Source organism: uncultured Ferrimonas sp. (assembly GCF_947489035.1).
GTDB lineage: Bacteria > Pseudomonadota > Gammaproteobacteria > Enterobacterales > Shewanellaceae > Ferrimonas.
Window position 1 is genome coordinate 60,867 of the sequence record NZ_CANLCI010000018.1, and the last position, 24,054, is coordinate 84,920.

Sequence of the window (24,054 nt, forward strand, 5' to 3'; positions counted from 1 at the left end):
GCCACGGCGTTTTATTTTTTTGCTTATGTCGCTTAGAAGCGGAAGCTGATGCCACCGTATACGCGGCGACCGATGCCGTCGTAGATAGCAGAGTTAGCACCGCGAGGGTTCAACCAACCTGGAGGCAGTTTGTCGAACACGTTACGCATGCCCGCACTGATCGCCAGATTTTCATTCACGTCCCAGCCAAAGGCCAAATCGTGAGTGATGTTAGTTGGAACGAAAGCGGGGCTTAAGTCTTCTGGTGAGCCGCCACCTGGAGACACATCAAAGGTGGCTGAACGATCAACAAAACGTGTGGTCCAGTTGAAGCTCATTTCGTCTAAAACGTACGAAGTGCTTAAACGGCCCTGCCATTCTGGATCACCCACTTCGCCATTTTCTACGTCGATCTCATCCGGACGATCCTGGAATGAGAACAGCTCCAACTCTTCCAAGTAGTTCAGCAAGAAGTTGAACTTGAATTCACCAGGAATATCGAAGTTAGCGCCGTCTAAGGTGTAGAACACCTGAGCTTCATAACCGGAAGTGTTACGCGCTGCTGCGTTCAAGTAACCAGAGCGAACCAAAGAGATATCATTGCTGGTTGGATCACGGTCAACCTGCGAACAGAAGCCAGAATCTGGACCACCGCTTGCATCAACACAGTTATCAATAACGTCTTGAGCATCAATAAACTCAATGGCGTCAGTGATTTCAATGTCGTAGTAATCCAGAGTCATGCTCAGATCTTCAACGAATGAAGGCTCCCAAGTGAAACCAACGGTCAGTGACTCCGACTCTTCTGGGGTCAGGTTAGGGTTACCGCCTGAAATCAGATCAATCGACACGTTATCGTTGGCTTCAAAGCCTGCTGGGATCCCAAGGGCCGCACAGTTTGCCGCGCGATCTGGATCATCACTGATGTTATCGGCATCACATGGATCGTCGATATTAGCAAAGCCCGGTGACTGTGGGCTGAATGCCTCTACGATGTTAGGCGCACGTACCGCTTCGCTGTAAGTGGTACGGATGCGGAAGGTATCCACGGGTGCCCATAACAAGTCAACTTTCCACGCATCAACGTTACCGGCGTGCGAGTAGTCGGCATAACGGTAAGCACCACCAACAGACAGCTCTTCAATAAAGTCTTTCTCTTTAATCAGAGGTACGCTGATTTCGATAAAGCCTTCAGTCACATCGTATTCGCCGTATTCATCCGGGGTTGCTGCGCCTGCCAGCAAACCTGATTTAGTCAGCTCATCGGTGATGGTTTCAGAGGTCTCTTCGCGGTATTCAAAACCAACGGCAAGACTGATTGGGCCGCCTTGGGTGTTTAAGAACTCACTGGTATCAAAGGCAACGAAACCACCGATAACTTCTTGGGTGATGCCATCTTCACGAGTGGTGTTGGCGGAAACGAAATCTTTCGCGGCTTGTGAGGCTTGGTCATAACCAAATGGGTTATAAGCCACACAGTCGCCACCGTTAATGGAAGCGGCGCTGCCATCACGACAAACGGCTTCGCCGGTAACCGGATCGATGATGCTATCAACCGCAGCGGCGAAGTTACCCGGGATCAGATCATTCAAGGTACGACGACGGTTATTGGTTTCACCGTAGTTGTAGAACAGGTCGTAGTTGAAATCGGTTTCGCTCAGGGTGAAGTCACCATTAAAGCCACCAACGAAACGGAAGGTTTCACGTTTGTTGTCGGCAGAGCGGTTACCCAGTTCCTGGAAGAACTTAGCCATGCTGATGCTGGTGGTGCCGTCAGCCAGTAGCGTTTGGCGCAGTGTGTCGTCTAAGAATGCGTTCTCTTCGACGTTGATGGTGACGTTACCAAAGCGGAATGAAGGCTGGAACTGCTGCTTAATGTCAGCGGTTACGTATTTCACATCCGAATAGAAATTAACGTTGTCGTTAAGGGCGTACTTGAAGGTGGTACCCACGTTGAATTTTTCAACGCTTGGGGTGATGTTTTGGTAATCGTTCAACTCAAAACAGTGGTCACAACCATCAGGGAAGTAACCAAAGGCAAAACTGTTGTTACCTTGACGATCTTGCTGCACGACAGGGGTGCCGTCATCCGCAAAGGTCCAGATAGAACCTGGGCCGCCAAATGGGTTCAATACGCCGTTTTCATCAATGCGTTCTGAAACCACATTCGGCACACGGATCCGATCCGCAATGCCATCGTCTTCGCCATTGCTGGCATCGTTGGAGATCGTGCCCCAATCGTCAAGCTGACGCAGGTCGTTGGCCATGACTTCACGTAAGCGCTCGTAGCCACCGTAAACAACCACATTGCCTTTTTCGCCGATGTCACCACCGCCAATAAAGCTAATGGTGTGGTAGCCATCATCAACACTTTCGGTTGATTCGCCACCGGTCACAGAGAACTCTAGCCCTTCGTAGTCGTCTTTTAAGATAACGTTAACTACGCCTGATACCGCGTCAGAACCGTAAACGGCCGAGGCGCCACCAGTTAAAATTTCTACGCTTTTAATCAGTGCGGCAGGAATGGTGGACAAATCGACCTGAGCGGAACCCGCGGCACCGGCAACGTGACGTTTGCCATTAACCAGCACCAAGGTACGCGAAGCACCCAAACGACGTAAATCCGCTGAGCTCACGCCCGCAAAGGCGTTACTGCCAGAGTTACCTACCAGAGTGTCGGTTGCACCAATGGCTGGGTACTCAGCCAGGATGCTGCCGAGATCAGGGCTACCAAAACGTGCAATTTCCGCGGCTTCAATGGTAACAACCGGGTTAGGCGATGATACTTCGGCGCGGCTGATCCGTGAACCTGTTACCGCAATACGCTCAACGCTTTCAGCTTCGTTTTCATCTGCTGCAAACGCAACGGTGCTTGCGCCAGAGCACAAGGTCGCGACGGTTAAGCAGATTAACGATTTCTTATAAGTCATCATTCTCTCCAATGTTTTATGCACTTACATGTGCAGACTTGAACTTAAATGACCTGCAGCACCCAGCGCAACAACAAATTGATAACTTTTCATTAACACCAGCAAAAAGTTCAACTATTAGCTCAAATATTTTCTTTGAGGTGGTTTTATTTGCATTGACGAAATGGCGTGTTAAACCAAAATGGTTGTTAATTTAAGACTGATTTGCTTTTTTTTACCCTTACCAAAGCGATATCGACAAATTGGAGATTGCGCATGTCATCAGCTGTAACCGCGGTAAAAAATGACGTTATCGCAGCGATAGAGGCCAATGTGGGCATAGCCCAAACCGATTTGGCGCAACAAATTGGGGTCGAGTTAAATTTTGATCGGCAATCGTTGCAATTGTTGGATCATTTTTTAAGCCACTCAGGTGGTTTAGATCCTGAGACCCAAGAGAGCTTAGTGGACATTATTGGCAGCTTTGTTGGGCAGCTGCTGGTGCAGCAATTTGATGGCCGCTGGGTGATAACGCAGCAGCAATTAGCGGTGCAATTGAATCACGGTGAAGCGGTGTTGCCTTTTGCCGCAGTGCTTATCCAGATGGCTGAGCCGAGCCCAACCCAACATCAAGGCCAAAATCATTTAGAGGCGCTCTATCAGCGGGCAGACACCGCATAGGCAGGCCGATGTGATAATCTAAGCCAATGTTTTTATTGGATTGAATTTCCATGTCTCAATTAGCAATAGCAGGCTGCGGTTGGCTTGGGTTGGCATTGGCACAACGTTTGGCAGCGAAAGGCTGGCAAGTCAGTGGCAGCAGCCGCAACCGCGATACACTCGCCCAGCTGACTCAAGCTGGCATCAGTAACAGTTACCTTGATATTGGTACTTCGGTTGAGTGTGCGGAGCCGCAACGGCTGTTCCAAGGCGATACTTTACTGATCAATTTGCCGCCAGGTCGTCATCAACAAGATAACGATTACCACCAGCGGATCTTATTGTTAGCCCAAGCGGCTAAGGCGCAAGGGATCACTCAGGCGCTGTTTGTCAGTTCTACTGCGGTGTATCAAGATCAGGCTGATTGTCGGGCTGTGGATGAACAAAGCCCATTAGCGGACAGCCCGAGAGCGCAAACTATGTTGCAGGCGGAAACGGTGATTAAGTCGCAGTTTGAACGCTGGCAGATCCTGCGGCCGGGTGGTTTGGTGGGCGGCGAACGCCATCCAGGGCGATTCTTAGCGGGTAAAACCGATGTGGCTGGGGGCAATGCTCCGGTGAACATGGTACACCGTGACGATCTGCTGGCAGCCATTGAACTGCTTCTTACCCAGCCGCAATGGGGCAAAGCGCTGAATGTGGTGGCGCCATTGGGGGTCAGCCGTGCTGAGTTTTATCCGATGGCAGCGTTGGCGTTAGGTTTGCCAGCCCCGAGTTTTAGCCACCAAGATCAACCCGGCAAACGGGTAGTGGCAGCGGCATTAACCGAGCTGGGGTTTACCTTTGAACGGGAAACTGCAGCGGCATTGTTGGCCACTACTTAACGGTAACGAGGTAAGCGCAGCGACGACCGCTCGCGAGCAAATGCTCGCTGCGCTTTACGGTTGCTTCATCAATTAACAGCCCTTGAAACAACTCTAACTCTTGCTGACACAGCCCTTGGCAGCGACTGGCTGCAGCACAGATCGGGCAGTGATCTTCAATCAGCACATACCCCTCTGCGGTGGTTTCAATGCGCGCCATGTACCCCTCTTGCTGACGCAGCTGCGCCAACACCTGCAGCTTTTGTTCAATGCCGTGGCAATCCGCTAAGGCCTGTTGATAATGCTGTTGCTGTTTTTGGCTGCGATGTTCGATCAGCTGAGTTAACCCTTGTTCACCAAACAGCGAGTCGATGGCATCAAGCAGTTGCAGATTAAAATCCTGATGGCGATCACCAAAGTGGGCGTGGCCGCTGGCAGTCAGTTGCCAATGGCGGGTTGGGCGTCCGGGCCCTTTGCTGATGTCATTGAACTCAAGCAGTTGCTGTTGCTCTAATTTGTGCAGATGACCACGGGCGCCCATGGTGGTAACCCCAAGGGCATCGGCAATTTGTTGCAGTGCCGAGGCGCCGTGTTGTTTGAGGTAGAACAAAATTTTGCTGCTTGATGAAGACATGGTCGCTCCTTTCACGGTTACGATTATTGTTACATCGGTACCGCATTAATCAAGTGATAAGTTTACAAATGGAGACGCTATGAAGCGAGCAGGGTGGTTATTGTTACTGGTGATGGGCAGCGCTCAGGCCGGTTTTATTGAAGTGAGTGGCCAAGCGGCGCTTGAGTTGGAGCCAAAAACAGCGCGGTTAAGTGCCACAATTGAAACCCGTGCAGACAGCGCCAAAGGGGCGAAAGCGGCAGCGGATAGCGTGGTTGCAAAGGTGTTGCAGGCGTTCAGCAGTGAGGCGCTGCCGGCCAATAGCTATAAAGCGGGGCACCTGCAGTTAGGACCGCAATACGATTATCGTAACGACCGACAAAAATTCTTGGGCTATCAGGCGCAGCGACAGATCTCGTTAACGGTCGCAGTGGCGGATGTGGCTTATTGGCTCGAGCAGTTTACCGAGCTGGGCTTGAATCAAGTAAACCCACCGCAATATCAAACCCAGTTAACCGATTCACAGCGGGATCAATTGCTGCAACGCGCCCTGCAGGATGCGCTGCAAAAAGCGCAAGTGTTGGCTCTCGCCAGCGCGCAAGAGCTGGGTAAGGTGTTAGAGATCCACGTTAATAATGGTGGCGCCCGGCCAATGATGCGGATGTCCGCCATGGCCGACGCCGAGAGTTATCACGCCGGCACCATGGCAGAGCAACTGTCGCTGCGGGTAAAGGTGGCCTTAGATTAAGCCATGATCTGCTTTGCTTGAGACAGCATCGATAACATCGCGCCGCTGGTATCGGCGGTTGGATCGGCCAGATTCGCATCGCGGATCTCTAACACCATTTCGTTAAGATCTTCTAGCGCTTCAGGGTTTTCCTCTGTGGCGCTATTTTTTGTGCCGCTGTTTGCCTGCTGCGCATGGCTGTGCTTATTCATTTCACGCTCGAAGGCGCCTACGCCGGAAGTGTCTTTGCCGATGGCGGGGGTTGATTGGCTGGCTGCTGGTGTGGCTACGCCTGCTGGGCTGATGGCATTAATTGGCATAATTGTGCTCCGTAAAGGCGGCAACGCCGTGGTTGCCGAATTCAATTGTCAGATTTAAAGCAAAAAAAGTGCCAATTAGAGCGCGGGCGTGTGGCGTGCTTGGTTTATGAATTTAAGTGTTTGATTCAAATTGAAATTTGTCGTCAGCGGATTTTCTTGTTCGACGGCATTATGACCACGGCGGTTTCAGGGCGGCAGTGCTTTTCCGCTTGGGCTTGCCGCTGCCTTCGACCAAAGTCTAAATGATCTTAACTTGTTGTTTTTAAGGGGTTATTCATTTCGTTTTAGATCCCTTCTTTGCCGCTAGACTAAGGTCGCACATCGACATTGCGATGCCATTGCTAGGTTGGCCATGACACCTCTAACAAGACAATACATGGGGAGCAACACATGGCTTTTGAAAGCAATGATCAAGCAAAAGCGTATTGGCGGGAAAACATCCGTCTTATGCTCGGCCTGCTGGCCGTCTGGTTCGTCGTCTCTTACGGCTTCGGAATTCTTCTGGTGGATACGCTTGATGCGATCTCGTTTGGCGGCTTTAAGCTTGGCTTTTGGTTTGCACAGCAGGGCTCTATCTACGTGTTCGTGGCATTGATTTTCTTCTATGTAGTGAAGATGAATGCGCTCGATAAGAAATACAACGTGCACGAAGAGTAAGGAATTGCCATGGAACTGCAAACGTTAACTTATATTGTGGTGGGCTTTACGTTCGCCCTCTACATCGGCATCGCCATCTGGGCGCGAGCCGGTTCGACTAAAGAATTTTATGTGGCCGGTGGTGGTGTACACCCCATTGCCAACGGCATGGCGACCGCAGCGGATTGGATGTCGGCCGCTTCATTTTTATCAATGGCGGGTCTTATCGCGTTCATGGGCTATGACGGCTCGGTGTATTTGATGGGGTGGACCGGCGGATACGTGCTGCTGGCCATGTGTTTGGCCCCTTACCTGCGGAAGTTCGGTAAGTTCACGGTGCCAGACTTCATTGGCGATCGTTACTACTCGCAAACCGCGCGTACGGTTGCGGTGATCTGCGCCATTTTTGTCAGTTTTACTTACGTTGCTGGACAGATGCGAGGCGTTGGGGTGGTGTTCTCGCGCTTCTTAGAAGTCGACATCACCATGGGCGTTATTATCGGCATGGGCATTGTGTTCTTCTACGCCGTGTTGGGCGGCATGAAAGGGATCACCTACACCCAGGTCGCGCAGTATGTGGTGTTGATCACCGCTTACTTGGTGCCAGCGGTCTTTATCTCGATCATGTTAACCGGTACGCCATTGCCACAGATCGGGTTTGGCTCCACCTTGGTGGATGGCTCGGGGTTAACGGTGTTGGATAAGCTCGATGGCTTGGTTACCGAGCTTGGCTTTACCCAGTATACCGATGGCTCTAAGTCTACCATTGATGTGTTCTTTATCACCGCGGCGTTGATGGTAGGTACCGCAGGTTTGCCGCACGTGATTGTGCGCTTCTTTACCGTACCTAAGGTATCGGACGCACGGATCTCGGCGGGTTGGGCACTGGTGTTCATCGCTTTGCTGTACACCACGGCACCGGCGGTAGCCTCGTTTGCCCGGTTGAACATGATCGACACCATCAATGCCAGTGATGGCAGCGGTACTCTGTACGCTGAGCGCCCACAGTGGATCAAAAACTGGGAAAAAACCGGTTTGATCGAGTGGACGGAAGATAAGAACAACGATGGTCGTATGTTCTATTCTGGCGACGATCGCAACGAGATGAAGATTGACCGTGACATCATGGTATTGGCGAATCCTGAGATTGCCGATCTGCCTAACTGGGTGATTGCGTTGGTGGCTGCAGGTGGTATTGCGGCGGCGCTATCCACCTCGGCGGGGCTGCTTCTGGTGATATCCACGTCGGTGTCCCACGATCTGTTGAAACGAAACTTGATGCCGGACATAACCGATAGGCAAGAGCTCACCTATGCGCGCATCGCCGCAGCTGTGGCCATCTGCATCGCCGGTTATCTGGGGATAAATCCCCCCGGCTTTGTGGCGCAGGTGGTCGCCTTCGCGTTCGGTCTGGCGGCCTCATCGTTCTTCCCGGCTATTATCATGGGGATCTTCTCCAAGCGGATGAACAAAGAGGGCGCCATTGCTGGCATGGTTAGCGGTATCACCTTTACTGCGGCTTACATTATCTACTTCAAGTTCATTAACCCAGCCGGTAACGTTCCTGCGAACTGGTTTATGGGGATCTCGCCGGAAGGGATCGGTACCTTGGGTATGTTGCTGAACTTCATCGTTGCCTTTGGGGTAAGCCGAGTCACCACGGCAACGCCGCAAAGCGTGCAAGACATGGTGGAGAGCATCCGTTTCCCGAAAGGATCCGGTGAAGCCACTCACCACTAAGTGTTATCGTAACTCACCATTAAGCCCAGCCATCGTGCTGGGCTTTGTTGTAGGGGGCGGTTCAATGGAAGCGATGGCGCGCGCCGGTGATGTGCTGCTTCGCTGGGCTGCCTGCGCGGGCTCTTGGGCAATCGAATCGCCCGTTCGCCTGACAAGCGAAGCAAAGCAAAGCCATAAAAAATGGCTGTGTATTCGTTAACTGTTGGCGTTGCTGCGCGGTCGCTATTGTCGCCTGCGGCGAGCATCGATGGCACTGCTTTCAAGTGGTTATGTCGCCGTGGCGACGGCACACTAACTCGTAGCAAAGAGGGGGATTCTCCCTTTGGGATCCCATTGCCTTAGCACAGCTCAACTTTCGCTCCTTGTACTGCGCCATTCGGCACGGCATCTGGCCATTGCTGTAACGTAATGCGGCGAGAACGAAGCTAAGTTTGGAGAATCAGCGTCACTCCAAGGCGCTCGGGATTGCAAAGGGACTTGTCCCTTGCCCGCCGCCGGGCGGTCCCGGCAATGACCGTTATGCCGCAGCGGGTCATGCACAATAAGTTCAACAGCTCATTGGTACACAACCATAAAAAATGCCCTCGCAAGGAGGGCATTTACTCAGTCACCGACTTTAGCCTAATAGGCGAACTAGCCGGTGAGGGTTAAATTGACGATACGCAACAAGATGGCAATAAACAGCACCACCACGGCGCTGCGGAATAACCGAAATTCCGCCAAGTTAAAATCTTTCAGTTGCCCAACCCAGATCTGCCACAGGCCGTGCCAGTTGCCACTGCGCTTAATGTATTTGCCGAGCGACGTCAGTACCAGCACGACTCCAAGCATCAGCATTGTTGTTTGAATTGCCGTTAGCATGGTTCCCTCCTTGTTAACGTCATGGTAGCAACTTAGGGATCCATGCCAATGACACTAAAGTCCAATTCACCGGTGCTTGATTTCTATCAGCAATTGCTGCCGTTTAATGGCTTAACTGCCGCACAGCTTGAGTACGCGGTAACGCAAACTCAGATCAGCTACTTTGCCAAGGCCAATAAAACTGTGGCGGTGGATTACCAACAGCCGCAGTTGTACGTGATCCGCAGTGGTGCGTTTGAGATCCGTAATCGTCGCGGCGAATTGGTGGATCGTTTAGGCGAGGGGCAATTCTTTGGCTACCCGAGCTTATTAACGGGCGAGAAAGTCAGCAACCAAGTCCAAATTTTAGAGGATGGGTTGGTCTATATCCTGACCGAAGCCGGCTTTGCCAAATTGTGCAGTGCCAGTCGGGATTTTCGCCGTTTCTTTAATCGTCAGCACGCCCAGCGGTTACGCCACCACCAGCGTTATCAAACTGCGGATGTGGCCAGCACTGCTCGCATTAAAGCGGTGATGTCAGCTCCGATCCAGCGGATTGAGGCCGATGCTACGGTGCAACAAGCGGCGGCGCAAATGGCAGAATATTGCGTGTCGGCGCTGATGGTGTATCAACAGCAGCAGTGTGTCGGCATAGTGACCGATCGTGATCTGCGTAATCGGGTGTTGGCACAGGGGCTCGGCAGTGATTGTTTGGTTGCGACGGTAATGAGCACCGAACTTATCAGCATCAATCACGATGCCTTGGTGTTTGAAGCGACTCTACAGATGGGGCAACGCCGCATTCACCATCTGCCCGTTGTGGCGGATAACCAAGTGGTGGGGATGCTAACCAGTACCGATCTGTTGCGGTTAAGCAGCACCGATCTGTTGCATCTGTTAGGGCAGATCAGCCGCTGCGCCAGCATTGATGAACTGGTTGAGCTAAGCCGCCAGTGTCCGGCGCTGTTGCAACAGATGATCAGCGCCGATGCCCGAGCGCAAGAGATAGGGCGGGTGTTAACTCAACTTACCGACAGTTTAACGCAGCGGTTATTAGAGCTCGGGCAACAACAGTTAGGGCCAGCCCCGATGGCGTGGTGTTGGTTGGCGTTTGGTTCGCAAGCGCGAATGGATCAGGCTGGTCGTTCGGATCAAGACAATGGTCTATTGTTGGCCAGCGAGCCCGATAGCGAGCAACGGCAATATTTTTCCCAACTTGCCACCATGGTGTGTGATGGCCTTGATCGTTGTGGCTATGTGCATTGCCCTGGCGAGATCATGGCGATGAACCCTCACTGGTGTTTATCTCAGCGTGGTTGGCTGCAGCAATTTAAGCAGTGGATAGATCAACCCGAGCCGCAGGCCACGTTACACGCCAGTATTTTCTTTGATCTGCGCCCAATCGCTGGCACGTTGCAGTTAGGGCAGCAGTTGCAACAACAAATTTTGCACCAATGCGCCGATAAACAACTGTTCTTAGCACAGTTATGTGCCAATGCATTGCAGCTGTCGCCGCCGCTTGGTTTCTTTCGACAACTGGTGCTGGAATCTGATGGTGAGCACGGCAAAGCGTTAAACTTAAAGCATCGCGGCCTAGCGCCGATCAATGACATTGCTCGAATTTACGCCTTAGCCTGTGGCAGCGATGAAGTCAGCACATTAAAGCGGTTGCAAGCGGCGATGGAAGCGGGGTTGATCAGCCGTAAAGACGCGCTTAATTTGGCCGATGCTCATGAATTTATCGCCCACCTGCGTTTACAAAATCAGGGGCGGCAGTGGCAACAGCAGCAGACTATCTCGAACTACTTGCCCCCAGCGCAGCTGTCGGACTTAGTGCAGCATCAGCTGAAACGCGCCTTTTTGGTGGTTCGCCGAGGCCAAGATGGGATCCGCATGAAGTACCAGCGCAGTTTATGATCGGCCAATGGCAACAACGGTGGCGCGCCTACCGCAATCAACAGGCGGCCTTTGTGCCGTTTTATCGACAGTGGCCGCTGCCGTTGCAGCAGGATTATCGGCAACTGCCGTTGTTGGCGCTGGATCTTGAACTCACGGGGTTAACCCCGCAGCAAGATCAAATCATAGCCATCGGTGCGGTGGCGATTGATGGCGGCACCATTGATATGGCCAGCGCCATTCACGTTACCGTAGCGATAGAGGGCAGCGTTGGCGATAGCGCGGTGGTGCATGGGATCCGCGATCACGATCTGCAGCAAGCGGTGCCGTTACCCCAAGCCTTAGCCCAGTTGCTGCCGTTGCTTAGTGGCCGTTTGTTGGTGTGCCACCATGCACCGCTTGATTTGGCCTTTTTACAACAAGCGTTCCGGCAAGTGTATGGCCAATCGTTGCCACTGTTAGCCGTGGATACTTTAGCCATTGAACGGCGGCGGTTAGTGCGACAATCCCAGCCAGTGGGGTCGACGCAGCTGCAATTAGCCCAGTGTCGCCACCGTTATCAGTTGCCCGCTTATTCGCAGCACCATGCGTTGGTTGATGCCATCGCTTGTGCTGAACTTTTGTTAGCGCAGGCGAGCGTGATCGCTGGGCCGCAATCGTTAAGTGCAGCGGCGCTTTTGCGGTACTGACGGCGGAGCCAATATTATTCATCTAATGTTGTGAGCCCAATTCAATCCGCGACAGCCATCGCTGTAGTAGCTTGAAACAATCATCGCTGTAGTAGCTTGAAACAACCATGGCGGCACCGCTGATCACCACACTTTTTGGCAATTGATTGCCTTCATACCATTTTCGAGGGAACGCTTATGGCGCAATACGACTACATCATTGTTGGCGCAGGCTCGGCTGGCTGTGTGCTGGCCAATCGGTTGTCGGCCGACGGCAACCATTCGGTGTTGCTGCTGGAAGCGGGAGGCAGTGATAAAAGCCCATTCATCTACACGCCGATGGGGATCTTGGTGTCAATGGTGACCGGGTTTCGTAACTGGAGCTACCACAGTAAGGCGCAATCTACGCTGGCGCAGCGCGAAATTTTTTGTCCTCGTGGGAAAACATTGGGGGGCAGCAGCTCGGTCAATGCGATGCTGTATGTGCGAGGTCAGGCGGAAGATTACGATCACTGGGCGGCACAGGGGAACGAAGGGTGGTCTTATCAGCAGTTGCTGCCTTTTTTCAAAAAAGCGCAGCATCAAGAGCGAGGCGCCAGCGATTATCACGGCGTTGGTGGGCCGTTAAATGTGGCCGAACCCCGCAGTACTCATCCATTGTGTCAGGCGATGATCGATGCTGCAGCGCAGTGTGGTGAGCCACGTAATGACGACTTTAATGGCGCGACGCAAGAAGGGGTCGGCTGGTTTCAGGTCACGCAAAAAGGGGGCGAGCGTTGCAGCGCTGCGGCGGCTTATCTGCACCCGGTGTTGAGTCAACGCCCAAACTTAACGGTGCTGACGAACGCCACCACCGAGAACATTATCTTAAAAGATAAGCGAGCCGTTGGGGTGGCTTATCGCCATCAAGGTCAACGGATCGAAGCGCAAGCCAATAAAGAGGTGTTGTTGTGTGCCGGTGCCTTTGGCTCGCCCCAGCTGTTGTTGCTGTCAGGCATTGGTTGCAACGATAAGTTGGCGCCCCACGGGATTGTGCAGCAACACGACTTAGCGGGGGTGGGGGAAAACCTGCAAGAGCACGTTGATGTGTTGGTGGTGGCCAAGGACAAAACCAGCAGCTCTTGGGCTACCTTGCGACCCAAGCAAGCGCTGCGGTCAATGGCATCGGTGGTTGAATATGGTCGCCACAAAACCGGTATGTTGGCCTCAACGGTGGCGGAGTCTGGCGGCTTTGTTAAATCCAGTGACGACGTGGCCAGCCCCGATCTGCAATTGCACTTCTCACCACTGGCGATGGATGATCATGGCCGTAATGTGGGCTTTATGTTCAAGTATGGGATCAGTACTCACGTGTGCTGTTTGCGCCCTCACAGCCGAGGATCGGTCACTTTGGCCAGTGCCAATCCCAGCGACGATCCGGTGATTGATTTGAATCTGTTGAGCGATCCACGAGACATAGCGGTGATGATCAAAGGGGTGCGAAAAGTGCGGCAATATATGCAGTCGGCCGCGTTATCTCACTGCTATGACGGGGAGATTCTACCCGGCGAGCAGGTGCAAACGGATGACCAAATCACCGAGTTTTTACGCCAGAAAGCCAACCACGTTTATCACCCTGCGGGCAGCTGTAAAATGGGCAATGATCCCATGGCCGTAGTGAACTCGAAACTGCAAGTGCATGGGCTCGCTGGGTTGCGGGTGGTGGATGCGTCCATTATGCCGACGGTTGTTAGCGGCAACACCAATGCGCCGACCATTATGATTGCTGAAAAAGCCGCGCAGATGATCCTTGCCGATGGCTCAGAAGCGGCCTTAGAAGCGGCACAAACCAACACGACCAAAACAGAAGCGGTAACCACCGCCTAAAAGGCCAGTGACATTTGCTTACCAGCGTGAGGTTCTCCCTAACGGCAAATTGCAACTAGGGTTGAATTATCATCTTGGCTTGGGAATCAACGCAAATGGCACTGCCGTGGATCTTATTGGCTGCTGCTACCGCACTGGCATTGGAGTATCGGGCGCAGCGCAAACAGTTATTGCAGCAGCGTTATCGTGGTAATACTCAGTCGGACAGCATTGGGATTGAACCCTCGGAATGGTGGCCGGGGACGATCCCCGTTACGCCCCAGCCTGGTGCTGTTGTGGTCTGTTTTGTCTATGGCGTGGTTGAACACAGTGGCTTGTGGCTGGGAGACGACACCATTGCCGAATTGCACGGCAGCGGCTTAGTGCGTGGCGTTTCTGCCAAGCGTTTTTTGGCGGGTCGCAGCGGCGCAACCATCTTCGTTGGCTGCGACAAGCAGCACCAACCATTGCATAAGGCTGATGCCGTTAACGCCGCCGCACAACAGCTATTAAGCTATCGGGATTACCATTTACGTCACAACAACTGCCACCGTTTTGTGTGGCAATGCCTGAGCGGTGAAGATGCCCGGATCGTGAACTTTGCCGAATTGAACCGGCAGCTCAGTCAGCTGTTCCGCTCGCCAATATATTGGGATCCGATTAACCGCGCAGCCGCGCCATCATTGGCCGGATCTTAAGCCCCGTCACCATGGCGGTACCGGACAACACCACCGCGCAACCAAGCAGCGTAGACCAACCGATCGGTTCATCTAATAAACCGTGGCCCCACATCACCCCAAATACCGGCACCAAATAAGTTACTGTGAGCGCCGATGTTGCCCCTTCATCTTCAATCAATTTGAAATACAGCAGGTAGGCGATGCCGCTGCAGACAACGCCAAGAATGGCCATCAGCAACCACAGTTCGACAGTCAGTGGGTTACGCGCAGGAAACAATAAGGCCAGCGGCAATAACATCAAGGCCGACGCCCACATGCTGCCGTGGGCATTGGCGAAGGAGTTAACGGGTTTGGCGTGGCGAGCGTAGTTACTGGCGATGCCATAACATAGCGCCGCCCCAAGGCAACTTAAGACCGCGAAGATGCCATTGCTATCCAATACCAAGCCATCGAAGCCGACCAAAATAACCACCCCGGCGCTGCCGAGCAACAAGCCAAGGGTGGTTTTGAGGTCGAGCCATTGCCGCATCCAGATGGCACCGACGACGGCACCAAAAATGGGGGCCGAGGCGTTGATGATCGACAGCATGGATGTGGACAGCGTTTGGGCCGAGTAGGCGAGCAACAGGAACGGCAACGCTGAATTAACCCCGCCAAGAATGGCGTAGTGACGCACATTTCCCTGTAACGCCATTGGCTTTCGCATCAATAAGGCGATGGCGCTAAGAAACAGCGCGGCGAACATCAGCCGTGAACCAATCAGCATGGCTGGACCTACGGCACCGGCCGCCAACCGCAGCAATAAAAAGCTGCCGCCCCAAATGGCGGATAATAGCAGCAGGTTGGCAAAACTCTTTCCAGACATAACACGGCTCAAACCAAGAGAAACAATGGCCGATAAGATAGGGATTTACGCGGGGAGATACTAGCCACATTCGGACATGACATAGTAAGCGGGAAAGAGCTTGCCTCTTACCCGCTATCTGGCTGTATAAGTGGTTATTCTAGTGGACGTTTTTTCTGCTCGGCAACCGCGCGGGCAATCAGCTCAAGCCCAGTATGTTGGCACGGTGGCAAACTGGCATCGCTGTGGTTGATGGGGCTGGTGCGTTCGCCCCATTTGATCACCGCAGCGGCGGAAGTTAACCCAGCCCCAAAGGCGCAGGTAAGTAAGGTGGCATTGGGCGTGATCCGGCCTTGTTCTACTGCATCGCACAAGGCGATAGGGATGGTTGCTGCTGAGGTGTTGCCGTAGTTCTCGATATTGATGAAGGCTTTTTCGGCCGGCACCGCCATTTTGGCAATCAAGGTTTCGATAATGCGTACATTAGCTTGATGGGGTACTACTAAATCAACATCGTCGGTACTGAGACCGGCTTCCGCCATCACTTTTTTGCTGAGTTTACCCATGCCACCAATGGCCCGTTTGAACACTTCACGGCCATTAAACTGCAGGTAGAAGTTGTTGGCTTCGTCGTCGTAGCGGGTCATGTCGGTACCAAACCCACCCACTTTTAAGTGTTCGCGTCCGCTTGGGTCGTTATGCATGGCGTAGCTGATCACGCCGCTGGCTTGTTCGGTTTCTTTGGCTTCGAGGATCACCGCCCCTGCGCCATCGCCAAACAGCACCGCGCTTTCGCGTAGGGTCCAGTTGATGTAGAAGCTCAGGCGCTCGGCACCGACAATCAAAATGCGTTGCATCTGGCCGCTTTTGATCTGTGCGGTCGCGAGACCCACACCATACAGAAAGCCAGAACAGGCGGCATTAATGTCGAGTGCAGCGCAACTGGCGCCCAATTCGGCTTGCACTGTGGCAGCCACATTTGGCAGCAACGTATCCGGCGATGCCGTTGCGATGAGGATCATATCCAGATCGGTGGCTTCCAATCCGGCGCTGGCGAGAGCGTGCTTGGCGGCCACAATGGCCATGGCAGAGGTACTGACGTGACTGATGTGGCGCTGATTGATGCCAGTGCGGCTGCGGATCCACTCGTCGTTGGTGTCCATAATGGTCGACAAATCGTCGTTACTTAAAACCGCAGGCGGTAAACATTTACCCCAACCGGTGATTTGTGCAGATAGCATTGCGGCTCCTAATATGGTGAGTCCAATTATTGTCGTGGTTATTTGCTGTGGCTGCGTAGCATTTGCGCTTCAATCAAATTCTTCGCGCTGATCCCAGCAGATTGAATGTGGTGTTGTAATAGCTCAGCGGCGCCATCGGCATCGCCAGCTTGGCAGCGTTCAAGTAACTGCCGATGTTCTTGATCGGCTTTGGGACGGCCTCCGGCCAACAACAGTTGCAACCGAATATAGCGATCGGAGTTGGTGTTGAGCCCACGCACCATATCCAGTGTATGGGGCCGATCCGCGCCAGCATACAGGCTTAGGTGGAACAGGCCGTTAAGCTCGCTCCAGCTATCAATGGTGTTATCTTGCTGCAGCGCATGGCCAAGCTGCTCAAGGTAATCGGCAGCGGTGGCTAAGTGCTCTGCGGTCAGGTTTGGCACCGAGCGGCGCAGTAAGGTTGGCTCAATCAGGCCGCGCAATTCAAACAATTCGTCCATTTGAGTTAGGGAAAGTTCCGTGGCGGTAGCGCCTTTATGCGCTTCAAATTTGACTAAACCTTCCGCTTCCAGTTGCAGCAACGCTTCGCGAATGGGGATCCGGCTGACATCGAGTTCATGGGCTAACGAGCTTTGGCGCAGTGGCTCACCTGCGTGGATCTGGCCGGAGAGGATCCGCTCACGCAGGATCTCAACCACCACTTGGGTACGGGTCTTATGGACGATTTGCGGCATTTGCCTTGTCATAAATGGTTGCAATATCGTTACAGGTTACCGTGAGCCAGATCGGATTAAAAGGTTCGCTCGGTTCTGCTATGTCAGCAAAACCGAGTAAAAACAGGCTCCGACAGCGAGATCTCAGGTTTAAGTGGTTAGCAAAGGGTGATCTGCTGTTGCAAGTGGTGGGATTGCCCCGGTGCCAACGTAATCTGCTGACGGGCGATGGCACTTTCTAAGCAGATAAATTGCATTGCTTGCGCCGCAGAGACGTCGTTTGGGTGCTTGAAGGCGGGGTTCCAGATCACGCAGCTGTCACTGCCGTGCTGGCTGATCGCCAGTTTTTGCCCGCATTCAAGCTGATATTCTGCTAAATCCGGCACGATGGCATCAATTGGGTTTGGCAAGATGTTGCAATCGAATTGGCGTGCTTGGCCTTGCTGTAATGAATCAAAATAAGGCCGCTCTGCCAATCTTGGCAGTTCAATTTGACGCGCGTCATGGCAATTAAAGTAGCTGTGCAGTGCGCCGCCACAGTGCCAACTGTGGCTATCTCGATTGTGGATCCGCAGATCCAACTCAAGCCGGTGGGGCGCCAGTGTGACCGTTAACGTTAACTCAAATTTATGTGGCCAGATCGCCAAGGTCGTGTCGTTGTCGCGCAGCACCAACACCGCGTGATGCTGACTGTGTTGCTGCAACTGCCAACGCTGGGTACGGGCAAAGCCGTGTTTGGGGCTGCCTTGTTCGGCAAACCAAGGAAAACAGATGGGCACGCCACCACGGATGGCGCTGCTGCCGGACAGATCCGCTAATTCACTTAACCACAGCACCGATTGATCACCGGCTTGCCAACGGAGTACGTGGCCACCAAACAGGCTGATTTCGACGTGTTGATTGGCGTCACTAAGTTGTATGCGTTCCATAGGGGGTCTCGCTGATCGCTGCAAAGTGTTAGCGATAGCATAAGGTGCGTAGGCTGTGGTTTCGACTTAAATATCGCGATAATTCAGAGATTACTGTGGCGCTGGCGCATCCAGTAGCAGATCCAAACAGTGCAGCAGTGCCGTTTCGTCGTCGTTAATCACCCCATCTTGTTCAGCACACTGACGAAACGCTAACAACAATCGCTGTTTTTTGGCCGGAGGGGTGCGACGCAAGGTGATTAAATCCGCTGCAGCTTGGGGCCAACTTACGTTTGGATCAAACTTGGCTTGATACCACCCCAGACTGTTGCTGCCACGATAAAAAGCGCGCTGTTGCTGCTGGGGATCGTCGTTGCCGTGACAGGCGAGCAACGACAGCAGATGGCAGCTGGCGCTGTTGCGCTTGGGCGTGGCCTGAATGAGCGGCGCGTGAGTATCTGGCGCATTCAGGTAATGCAATAACAGCTGGTAGATGCACCAACGGCTTAGGGTGATGGATTGCTGCTGCCAACAACGCTGTAATTGCTCCAGCAGTTGCTGTTGTTGTCGATCCGACAGCGCCGTTAAAGTGGGTAACAGCAGTTGCAGCAAAGTCAGTTGTGATTTCAGCGTCAGTGCCGATATGGTTGCAGCCACGCGGCTTGTTGAGTCACCAATCAGGGCTAAGGCCAGCTGAGTGACGTCGGCGGGTTCCCGTGCTTGCTGCTGCAAGGTGTTGGGCAGCTGTGCCAACAACACCGCCCCAATCACGGCGGTGGCGTTGGCTTGGTGAGCCGCCGGCTTCGGCTCTGGAGCAGTGGCTTGCTGCACCGGTTGCTGGCGCTGCTGAGTTTTGATTACGGTGGCGGCGTAGCGGCCGTTCCAGTTCGGTTCAATGGCGCGGATCCGCTTATCAATGGGCGGGTGGCTGGCCAGTAAACTGCTAAACGCACGATAACTGCTGAACAGCATATGGCTAGATTGGGCGGCATTGGCCGACTCTAAATAACTGTGGCCGCTGCTGACAGCGATCATTTTCAGCGCCCCAGCAATGGTGCTGGGATCCCGCGTAAATTGCACCGCGGCAGCATCGGCAAGGTATTCACGCTGCCGGTTAACGGCGGCTTTAATTAAGTTCGCGAAGAGGGCGCCAATCCAGCCCAGCGCCAACAAGGCCAAGCCCAGCAGCATCGCTTGATTGCCATTTTTACGGCCGCCGCTGGTACGCAGCAAGAGATCACCGGCATGGCTGATCACCACAATCCCGCTCAGTACCGCGATCAGGCGCATATTCAGGCGCATGTCGCCGTTCAGAATATGGCTGAATTCGTGGGCGATAACCCCTTGCAGTTGGCCTCGGCTTAACTGCTCTAACGCCCCTTGAGTGATGCCGATAACGGCATCTTTGGGGGTGTGGCCGGCGGCAAAGGCGTTAATGCCATGCTCATCGGCCAGCAAGTACACCGGTGGTACGGCGATCCCCGCCGCGAGCGCCATCTCTTCAACCACATTCAACAGCTGCCGCTGTTTAAACTCTTGGCTATTGGTTTGGATCCGCTTGCCGCCGATGGATTCGGCAATTTTGCGCCCGCCACCGCGCAGTGCCAGCCACTTAATCATGATCACGGTGGCAATCACCATCAGCAACGCCAGCGTGAGTACCATGCCATTGCTGGAGCTGAGCTGGGCACCAAGTTGTTGCCAGCTTTGGGGGGCGGGGCTGTCGCTGATCTGCGGTAACAGCAACGCCACCATCAGCACATTGGTGAGTAAAAGGATTAGGCCTACCGCAACAACAAACAGCAGCACCAGTAATCCTGTGCGTTGTCGTGCTTGCTGTTGCTGGGCAAAAAAGTCCACTAAAACTCAACCTTGGGGGCCGCTTGAATGGCGGCGGAATCGCTAAATTCCAGTAACGAGGCGTCTTTACCGTGGCCAAAGGGGCCTGCCATCAGTACCGCAGGGAACTGCTGCTTATATTCGTTGTAACTGGTGACGGCGTCATTAAAGCCTTGGCGGGCAAAGGCGACCCGATTTTCGGTGGCGGTTAACTCTTCTGAAACCTGCATCATGGTCTGATCGGCTTTTAAATCGGGGTAGGCTTCCATCACCACATTCAGTTTGCCGAGTGCGCCGGTTAACGCGGATTCAGCCCCAGCTAAAGCGCCCATGGCATCGATATTGGTTAAGTCGCCACTGGCTGCAGATAACCCTGCCATTGCTTGATTGCGGGCGTTGATCACCGCCTCAAGGGTTTCTTGCTCATGCTTTAAATAAGCTTTGGCGGTATTAACTAAGTTGGGGATCAGATCGTAACGGCGTTTTAGTTGCACTTCGATTTGCGCAAAGGCGTTTTCATGGCGAGCGCGCAGGCTAACCAATTTGTTGAATACCATCACCACAAGGGCGATCAACGCCAGTACGATGGCAAGAGTGATATAGAACGACATAGAGACTTCCTGTCTGGCCGAAAAGCGTTAAGTTAGCGCGCTTTAGCGGCAGAGAAAAGCACCGACTGCAGAAACGAAAAGAGGAAGCGATGGCTTCCTCTTAATCTTATGGGCACGAATGGAGTTCGTCTTACCAGCCCTTAACGATGTTGCCATCAAACAGCGTTAACGCTTTCTGGTGTACCGCATCGGTGTGGTAAGCCTTGATGAACTGCTGCACACGCGGATCGTTTTGGTTGTCGTTGCGCGCCACAATCAAGTTCACGTATGGGCTCTCTTTCGATTCAACAAACAGGCCATTTTTCTCTAATGTTAGCCCCGCTTGGCCAGCAAAGGTGTTGTTGATCACAGCAAAGCTGACGTCTTGTAATGAACGAGGCAGTTGCGCGGCTTCCAATTCAAGGATCTCAAGCTGCTTTGGGTTGGCGCTAATGTCCCGAGTGGTGGCGGCAATGCCCACACCAGCGGTTAAGGTCAGCAGCCCTTGTTGTTCTAACAACAGTAGCGAACGGCCCAAGTTGGTGGGATCGTTTGGCAGCGCGACTTTGGCGCCATCCGGCAGCTGGGTTAAATCGGTGATGCTGGTTGAGTAAGCGGCGATGGGATAAACAAAGGTATTGGCCACCGCAACGATCTCATAGCCGCGGGCTTCTACCTGCCCATCCAAGTACGGGCGATGCTGAAATGCGTTCAAGTCGATGCTGCCATCGTGCAAGGCGGCATTAGGCGTAACGTAATCGGTAAAGGGGATGATCTCGACCTCAAGCCCATACTCTTGCTTGGCGATGCTGGCGGCCAATTCCGCTACCTGAGCTTCGGGCCCCGCCATGGCGCCTAACTTTAAGGTGGTGTCGTTGTTGTCACTGCCACAGGCAGTTAAAGCCAGTGCTGCAGCGGCAGCGAATAGGGTACGTACAGTCTTTTTCATGGTGATATTTCCTACTTCGTTGTAATCGTTATCGGTGGTCGATGCGGCGAACAATGGCATCACCACAGGATTGGAGCAGTTGCACCAGCACCAGCAAAATGGCGATGGTGGCCAGCATCACGTCAAGCTCAAAGCGATAGTAGCCGTAGCGGATCCCCACATCGCCGAGGCCACCGCCGCCAACCACACCCGCCATGGCGGAATAGCTCACCAAGGTGACCAGCGTAATGGTGATGCTGTTGATGATCCCTGGCAGTGCTTCTGGCAACAGCACGTTAATGATCGTTTGTTTGGTGTCGGCGCCCATGGCTTGAGCGGCTTCAACTAAGCCGGCGGGAACCTCGATTAAGGCGCCTTCGATTAACCGCGCAATAAAAGGAATGGCGCCGATCGTTAGTGGCACCACTGCCGCTAAGGTGCCGATGCTGCTGCCCACCACAAAGCGGGTAAACGGAATGATGGCCACCAATAAAATAATGAACGGCACCGAGCGGCCAATGTTCACAGCAATGCCAACCACATTATGCAGAGTTGGGTTTTGCAGTAACTCACCCTTCTTGGTGAGGTGCAGCAAAATGCCAAGTGGCAAACCAAACAGGGTGGCCAGTAAGCCAGACAGCAACACCATCTGCAGGGTTTGAAGGGTGGCATTGCCCAGTAATGGCAGCAGATCAGTTGACATAACCAAGTACCTCTACATCGATATTATGTTGTTGGAAGGTGGTAATGGCTTGGTCAATGGCATCGTTCTGCCCCAACAGTTCGGCCAATAGCAACCCAAATTTGTTGGCGCCGATGTACTCCATCTGCGCGCTGATGATGCTGATATCAACATTAAACTGTTGCGCCACTTGGGTGATCACCGGCGCATCAACACTGTCACCATGAAAACGCAGCTGAATGATCGGCTTAGTGTTGGCGCTGGCTTCCACTTGCAGCTGTTGCTGATAAACCTCTGGCAGCTCCACATGTAAGGTAGAGCGAACAAAGTGCTGCGCTAATGGGGTTTTGGCTGCAGCAAAGAAGCGACCGACATCCCCTTGTTCCACCAATTCGCCGTTGTCGATCAGTGCTACTTGGTCACAGATCTGCTTAACCACATCCATCTCGTGGGTAATAAGCAAGATAGTGAGCCCCAATTTTTGATTGATGGCCTTTAACAACTGCAGCACAGAACGGGTGGTGTTGGGATCCAGTGCCGAGGTCGCTTCGTCACAGAGCAACACTTTTGGATCGTTGGCTAAGGCACGGGCAATGGCTACGCGCTGTTTCTGGCCGCCACTTAAATTGGCGGGGTAACTGCTGGCTTTGTCGGTTAAGCCAACCAACTCCAGTAACGGTTCAATTTTGGCACGGATCTGGGCTTTCGATTTCCCCGCAAGCTCTAAGGGCAGGGCGACATTGGCGTAGACCGTGCGATTAGCCAGCAGGTTAAAATGCTGAAATATCATCGCCACCTGCTGACGCTGTAGCCGTAATTGCGCTTCGGATAACGTCAGCAGGTTGGTGCCGTTAATAATTACCGCGCCGCTGTCTGGCCGTTCCAGTAAATTAACGCAACGAATTAAGGTGCTTTTCCCGGCGCCAGAAGAGCCGATGATCCCAAAGATTTTCCCTTTGGCTACATGCAGATCCGTTGGCTTCAGTGCTTCAATGCACTGGCTTCCCGACTGATAGGTCTTACTGATTGCGGATAGGGTGATCATCGTCAGTATTTGCCTTACTTCGTTATTGATTATCGTTAGAGCAACTGCTTGCAGTCTATATAGCCGTCCAGACTGCCGTCAATGGCCATTTGGATGTTTAGCCGTCCAAAGTGTTCAGTTGCACATTTTTTCTACGCCGAAGCGTTGAATGGCAATGGCGCAATAGCGATACTGCCCGCACATTCATAGTAAGAGCCTCCAATGAAGCAAAAAGCTGTATTTCTGGATCGTGATGGCGTGATTAACATTGATCACGGTTATGTCCACACCGTCGACACCTTTGATTTTGTGCCCGGCACCCTGGAAGCTTGCGCCCAGCTGCATCAAGCCGGTTACGCCTTAGTGGTTGTAACCAATCAAAGTGGCATTGCGCGGGGCTATTACGATGAAGCTCAGTTCCAGCGTTTAAGCCAATGGATGTGCGATCAGTTTGCTGCGGTTGGCGCCGTGATCACCCAAGTGTATTTTTGCCCACACCACCCAAGCAAAGGTAACGCCCCTTATGTTGGCGACTGTCAGTGCCGTAAACCTCAACCGGGGATGCTAGTAATGGCAGCACAGCAGCATCAATTGGATCTAAGCCAGTCAATCATGATTGGTGATAAAGCCGGAGACATGGAAGCGGGGCAGCAAGCTGGGGTGAAACACACCTTATTAGTACGCAGCGGTAAACAGGTCGATGCGGCCGGTGAAGCGTTGGCGGATGCGGTACTCGATAATGTCGCTGCTGCTGCCCAGTGGATATTGACGCCACAATAACCATTATTCGGTTGATTAAGGTGCACTTGGTGAAAGTCTCGCCAATCAAACCAAAACTTAAGATAAAGCCCTTGTCAGAACGAAACCGCTCCCTATAATGCGCATCTGTCGACGGGGCACAGCGGCTTACTGAGTAAGGCACTGAGC

23 protein-coding genes are annotated in these 24,054 nt (G+C 53.1%); 10 read left to right on the forward strand and 13 right to left on the reverse strand.

What is annotated here, in order from left to right; translation table 11 throughout:
• Nucleotides 1–32: 32 nt before the first annotated feature.
• Nucleotides 33–2,909 carry a TonB-dependent receptor gene (locus tag Q0796_RS12050; protein ID WP_298443471.1) on the reverse strand — a complete coding sequence of 959 codons (2,877 nt, stop codon included), beginning with the start codon at nucleotides 2,907–2,909 and terminating at the stop codon, nucleotides 33–35.
• Between the two features lie 255 nt (nucleotides 2,910–3,164).
• Between Q0796_RS12050 and Q0796_RS12055 the strand changes: the two genes are divergently transcribed.
• Nucleotides 3,165–3,569, forward strand: coding sequence for a hypothetical protein (locus Q0796_RS12055; RefSeq protein WP_298443474.1), 405 nt, complete (start codon nucleotides 3,165–3,167; stop codon nucleotides 3,567–3,569).
• Between the two features lie 50 nt (nucleotides 3,570–3,619).
• Nucleotides 3,620–4,432: an NAD(P)H-binding protein gene (locus Q0796_RS12060; protein WP_298443476.1), complete on the forward strand. Its 813-nt coding sequence runs from the start codon at nucleotides 3,620–3,622 to the stop codon at nucleotides 4,430–4,432.
• On the opposite strand, the gene Q0796_RS12065 is transcribed toward Q0796_RS12060, so the two are convergent.
• Complete coding sequence (locus tag Q0796_RS12065; protein ID WP_298443479.1) at nucleotides 4,425–5,045, reverse strand: metalloregulator ArsR/SmtB family transcription factor; 621 nt, start codon at nucleotides 5,043–5,045, stop codon at nucleotides 4,425–4,427. The genes Q0796_RS12060 and Q0796_RS12065 overlap by 8 nt on opposite strands.
• Before the next feature lie 79 nt (nucleotides 5,046–5,124).
• Here Q0796_RS12065 and Q0796_RS12070 point away from each other — a divergent pair, with 79 nt between their 5' ends.
• A complete protein-coding gene (locus tag Q0796_RS12070) occupies nucleotides 5,125–5,772 on the forward strand; it encodes an SIMPL domain-containing protein (RefSeq protein WP_298443481.1) in 648 nt (215 codons plus the stop codon).
• On the opposite strand, the gene Q0796_RS12075 is transcribed toward Q0796_RS12070, so the two are convergent.
• Entirely contained in the window at nucleotides 5,769–6,071 is a 303-nt protein-coding gene (locus Q0796_RS12075) for a hypothetical protein (RefSeq protein ID WP_298443484.1), read from the reverse strand. The two genes, Q0796_RS12070 and Q0796_RS12075, sit on opposite strands and share 4 nt — an antisense overlap.
• A 390-nt stretch (nucleotides 6,072–6,461) precedes the next feature.
• On the opposite strand from Q0796_RS12075, the gene Q0796_RS12080 reads away from it, so the two are divergent.
• Nucleotides 6,462–6,728: a DUF4212 domain-containing protein gene (locus Q0796_RS12080; RefSeq protein WP_298443487.1), complete on the forward strand. Its 267-nt coding sequence runs from the start codon at nucleotides 6,462–6,464 to the stop codon at nucleotides 6,726–6,728.
• A 9-nt stretch (nucleotides 6,729–6,737) separates the two neighbouring features.
• Complete coding sequence (locus Q0796_RS12085) at nucleotides 6,738–8,447, forward strand: sodium:solute symporter family protein (RefSeq protein WP_298443490.1); 1,710 nt, start codon at nucleotides 6,738–6,740, stop codon at nucleotides 8,445–8,447.
• 633 nt (nucleotides 8,448–9,080) lie between these two features.
• On the opposite strand, the gene Q0796_RS12090 is transcribed toward Q0796_RS12085, so the two are convergent.
• Nucleotides 9,081–9,308, reverse strand: a complete 228-nt coding sequence (locus Q0796_RS12090; protein WP_298443494.1) for a hypothetical protein — start codon at nucleotides 9,306–9,308, stop codon at nucleotides 9,081–9,083.
• A gap of 48 nt (nucleotides 9,309–9,356) precedes the next feature.
• Here Q0796_RS12090 and Q0796_RS12095 point away from each other — a divergent pair, with 48 nt between their 5' ends.
• The 4 genes from Q0796_RS12095 (at nucleotide 9,357) to Q0796_RS12110 (ending at nucleotide 14,394) form a co-directional block, all read left to right on the forward strand.
• The gene (locus Q0796_RS12095; RefSeq protein ID WP_298443498.1) at nucleotides 9,357–11,204 is read left to right on the forward strand and encodes a DUF294 nucleotidyltransferase-like domain-containing protein; all 1,848 of its coding nucleotides are present in this window, start codon (nucleotides 9,357–9,359) and stop codon (nucleotides 11,202–11,204) included.
• Nucleotides 11,201–11,872, forward strand: coding sequence for an exonuclease domain-containing protein (locus tag Q0796_RS12100; protein ID WP_298443501.1), 672 nt, complete (start codon nucleotides 11,201–11,203; stop codon nucleotides 11,870–11,872). The genes Q0796_RS12095 and Q0796_RS12100 overlap by 4 nt, the downstream gene beginning before the upstream one ends.
• A 177-nt stretch (nucleotides 11,873–12,049) precedes the next feature.
• Entirely contained in the window at nucleotides 12,050–13,717 is a 1,668-nt protein-coding gene (locus tag Q0796_RS12105; RefSeq protein ID WP_298443504.1) for a choline dehydrogenase, read from the forward strand.
• A 95-nt stretch (nucleotides 13,718–13,812) separates the two neighbouring features.
• A complete protein-coding gene (locus Q0796_RS12110; protein ID WP_298443507.1) occupies nucleotides 13,813–14,394 on the forward strand; it encodes a hypothetical protein in 582 nt (193 codons plus the stop codon).
• On the opposite strand, the gene Q0796_RS12115 is transcribed toward Q0796_RS12110, so the two are convergent.
• The 9 genes from Q0796_RS12115 to metN all read right to left on the reverse strand — a co-directional run bounded on the left by Q0796_RS12115 (nucleotide 14,357) and on the right by metN (nucleotide 23,148).
• Nucleotides 14,357–15,241, reverse strand: a complete 885-nt coding sequence (locus Q0796_RS12115; RefSeq protein WP_298443510.1) for a DMT family transporter — start codon at nucleotides 15,239–15,241, stop codon at nucleotides 14,357–14,359. The two genes, Q0796_RS12110 and Q0796_RS12115, sit on opposite strands and share 38 nt — an antisense overlap.
• A gap of 134 nt (nucleotides 15,242–15,375) precedes the next feature.
• A complete protein-coding gene (locus Q0796_RS12120) occupies nucleotides 15,376–16,461 on the reverse strand; it encodes a ketoacyl-ACP synthase III (protein ID WP_298443512.1) in 1,086 nt (361 codons plus the stop codon).
• Between the two features lie 38 nt (nucleotides 16,462–16,499).
• Entirely contained in the window at nucleotides 16,500–17,189 is a 690-nt protein-coding gene (locus tag Q0796_RS12125; RefSeq protein ID WP_298443515.1) for a GntR family transcriptional regulator, read from the reverse strand.
• Between the two features lie 125 nt (nucleotides 17,190–17,314).
• Nucleotides 17,315–18,085, reverse strand: a complete 771-nt coding sequence (locus tag Q0796_RS12130; RefSeq protein ID WP_298443518.1) for a D-hexose-6-phosphate mutarotase — start codon at nucleotides 18,083–18,085, stop codon at nucleotides 17,315–17,317.
• Nucleotides 18,086–18,175: 90 nt separating this feature from the next.
• A complete protein-coding gene (locus Q0796_RS12135) occupies nucleotides 18,176–19,924 on the reverse strand; it encodes a M48 family metallopeptidase (protein WP_298443522.1) in 1,749 nt (582 codons plus the stop codon).
• Nucleotides 19,924–20,514: a LemA family protein gene (locus tag Q0796_RS12140; RefSeq protein WP_298443525.1), complete on the reverse strand. Its 591-nt coding sequence runs from the start codon at nucleotides 20,512–20,514 to the stop codon at nucleotides 19,924–19,926. The genes Q0796_RS12135 and Q0796_RS12140 overlap by 1 nt, the downstream gene beginning before the upstream one ends.
• A 130-nt stretch (nucleotides 20,515–20,644) precedes the next feature.
• Nucleotides 20,645–21,442, reverse strand: a complete 798-nt coding sequence (metQ, locus tag Q0796_RS12145; RefSeq protein ID WP_298443527.1) for a methionine ABC transporter substrate-binding lipoprotein MetQ — start codon at nucleotides 21,440–21,442, stop codon at nucleotides 20,645–20,647.
• Nucleotides 21,443–21,470: 28 nt separating this feature from the next.
• Complete coding sequence (locus Q0796_RS12150) at nucleotides 21,471–22,124, reverse strand: methionine ABC transporter permease (protein WP_298443529.1); 654 nt, start codon at nucleotides 22,122–22,124, stop codon at nucleotides 21,471–21,473.
• On the reverse strand, nucleotides 22,114–23,148 hold the full coding sequence (gene metN, locus Q0796_RS12155) for a methionine ABC transporter ATP-binding protein MetN (protein ID WP_298443532.1): 1,035 nt from the start codon (nucleotides 23,146–23,148) through the stop codon (nucleotides 22,114–22,116). The genes Q0796_RS12150 and metN overlap by 11 nt, the downstream gene beginning before the upstream one ends.
• A 201-nt stretch (nucleotides 23,149–23,349) precedes the next feature.
• Here metN and gmhB point away from each other — a divergent pair, with 201 nt between their 5' ends.
• Nucleotides 23,350–23,907, forward strand: coding sequence for a D-glycero-beta-D-manno-heptose 1,7-bisphosphate 7-phosphatase (gene gmhB, locus Q0796_RS12160; RefSeq protein WP_298443534.1), 558 nt, complete (start codon nucleotides 23,350–23,352; stop codon nucleotides 23,905–23,907).
• Nucleotides 23,908–24,054: the final 147 nt, after the last annotated feature.

Bases quoted from the DNA above. Each gene is read 5' to 3' on its own strand.
- Q0796_RS12120 (WP_298443512.1), bottom strand. From the start codon at position 16,461: ATGCTATCTGCACAAATCACCGGTTGGGGTAAATGTTTACCGCCTGCG.
- Q0796_RS12115 (WP_298443510.1), bottom strand. From the start codon at position 15,241: ATGTCTGGAAAGAGTTTTGCCAACCTGCTGCTATTATCCGCCATTTGG.
- Q0796_RS12090 (WP_298443494.1), bottom strand. From the start codon at position 9,308: ATGCTAACGGCAATTCAAACAACAATGCTGATGCTTGGAGTCGTGCTG.
- Q0796_RS12060 (WP_298443476.1), top strand. From the start codon at position 3,620: ATGTCTCAATTAGCAATAGCAGGCTGCGGTTGGCTTGGGTTGGCATTG.
- Q0796_RS12100 (WP_298443501.1), top strand. From the start codon at position 11,201: ATGATCGGCCAATGGCAACAACGGTGGCGCGCCTACCGCAATCAACAG.
- Q0796_RS12065 (WP_298443479.1), bottom strand. From the start codon at position 5,045: ATGTCTTCATCAAGCAGCAAAATTTTGTTCTACCTCAAACAACACGGC.
- metN (WP_298443532.1), bottom strand. From the start codon at position 23,148: ATGATCACCCTATCCGCAATCAGTAAGACCTATCAGTCGGGAAGCCAG.
- Q0796_RS12130 (WP_298443518.1), bottom strand. From the start codon at position 18,085: ATGGAACGCATACAACTTAGTGACGCCAATCAACACGTCGAAATCAGC.
- Q0796_RS12055 (WP_298443474.1), top strand. From the start codon at position 3,165: ATGTCATCAGCTGTAACCGCGGTAAAAAATGACGTTATCGCAGCGATA.
- Q0796_RS12110 (WP_298443507.1), top strand. From the start codon at position 13,813: ATGGCACTGCCGTGGATCTTATTGGCTGCTGCTACCGCACTGGCATTG.
- Q0796_RS12140 (WP_298443525.1), bottom strand. From the start codon at position 20,514: ATGTCGTTCTATATCACTCTTGCCATCGTACTGGCGTTGATCGCCCTT.
- metQ (WP_298443527.1), bottom strand. From the start codon at position 21,442: ATGAAAAAGACTGTACGTACCCTATTCGCTGCCGCTGCAGCACTGGCT.
- Q0796_RS12075 (WP_298443484.1), bottom strand. From the start codon at position 6,071: ATGCCAATTAATGCCATCAGCCCAGCAGGCGTAGCCACACCAGCAGCC.
- Q0796_RS12070 (WP_298443481.1), top strand. From the start codon at position 5,125: ATGAAGCGAGCAGGGTGGTTATTGTTACTGGTGATGGGCAGCGCTCAG.
- Q0796_RS12150 (WP_298443529.1), bottom strand. From the start codon at position 22,124: ATGTCAACTGATCTGCTGCCATTACTGGGCAATGCCACCCTTCAAACC.
- Q0796_RS12095 (WP_298443498.1), top strand. From the start codon at position 9,357: ATGACACTAAAGTCCAATTCACCGGTGCTTGATTTCTATCAGCAATTG.
- Q0796_RS12080 (WP_298443487.1), top strand. From the start codon at position 6,462: ATGGCTTTTGAAAGCAATGATCAAGCAAAAGCGTATTGGCGGGAAAAC.
- gmhB (WP_298443534.1), top strand. From the start codon at position 23,350: ATGAAGCAAAAAGCTGTATTTCTGGATCGTGATGGCGTGATTAACATT.
- Q0796_RS12125 (WP_298443515.1), bottom strand. From the start codon at position 17,189: ATGACAAGGCAAATGCCGCAAATCGTCCATAAGACCCGTACCCAAGTG.
- Q0796_RS12085 (WP_298443490.1), top strand. From the start codon at position 6,738: ATGGAACTGCAAACGTTAACTTATATTGTGGTGGGCTTTACGTTCGCC.
- Q0796_RS12050 (WP_298443471.1), bottom strand. From the start codon at position 2,909: ATGACTTATAAGAAATCGTTAATCTGCTTAACCGTCGCGACCTTGTGC.
- Q0796_RS12105 (WP_298443504.1), top strand. From the start codon at position 12,050: ATGGCGCAATACGACTACATCATTGTTGGCGCAGGCTCGGCTGGCTGT.